Annotated in this window: 1 pseudogene; it reads left to right on the top strand. The window is 61.1% G+C overall.

Features of this window, described 5'->3' with window-relative positions:
- A pseudogene (locus P0G09_RS19770) lies at nucleotides 1-202 on the top strand (cobalt chelatase); the annotation flags it as partial.
- Between the last annotated feature and the right edge of the window lie 91 nt (nucleotides 203-293).

Raw genomic sequence — 293 nt, 5'->3', positions numbered from 1 at the left:
AGAGTACGACGAGATGATGGAGATGATCGACGAGTACAAGGACAAGTTCGAGAGCGTCGCCGTTGCTGAGCCCCTGCTGGGCGAGGTTGGTGCCGACGCTGCCGTCATCAACGCTGACAAGGAAGCTGTTGCCAAGGCCGTTACCGCTGCCGCTGTGAAGGATGCCGGTTTCGACAGTCTGGAGGCCGCCGCTGAGGAGTAGGTCGCCTTCGTCTTTATGGGCCACGGCACCTCCCACACCGCAAAGGTGAGCTACAGCCAGACGCAGACCGCCATGCAGACCCTGGGCTACA

It is taken from the genome of Faecalibacterium sp. DFI.5.82, from assembly GCF_029076575.1.
Taxonomy (GTDB): Bacteria; Bacillota; Clostridia; order Oscillospirales; family Ruminococcaceae; genus Faecalibacterium; species Faecalibacterium duncaniae.
The sequence above is the reverse complement of the archived record's forward strand: the minus strand, read 5'-3'. Positions and strand labels throughout refer to the sequence as shown.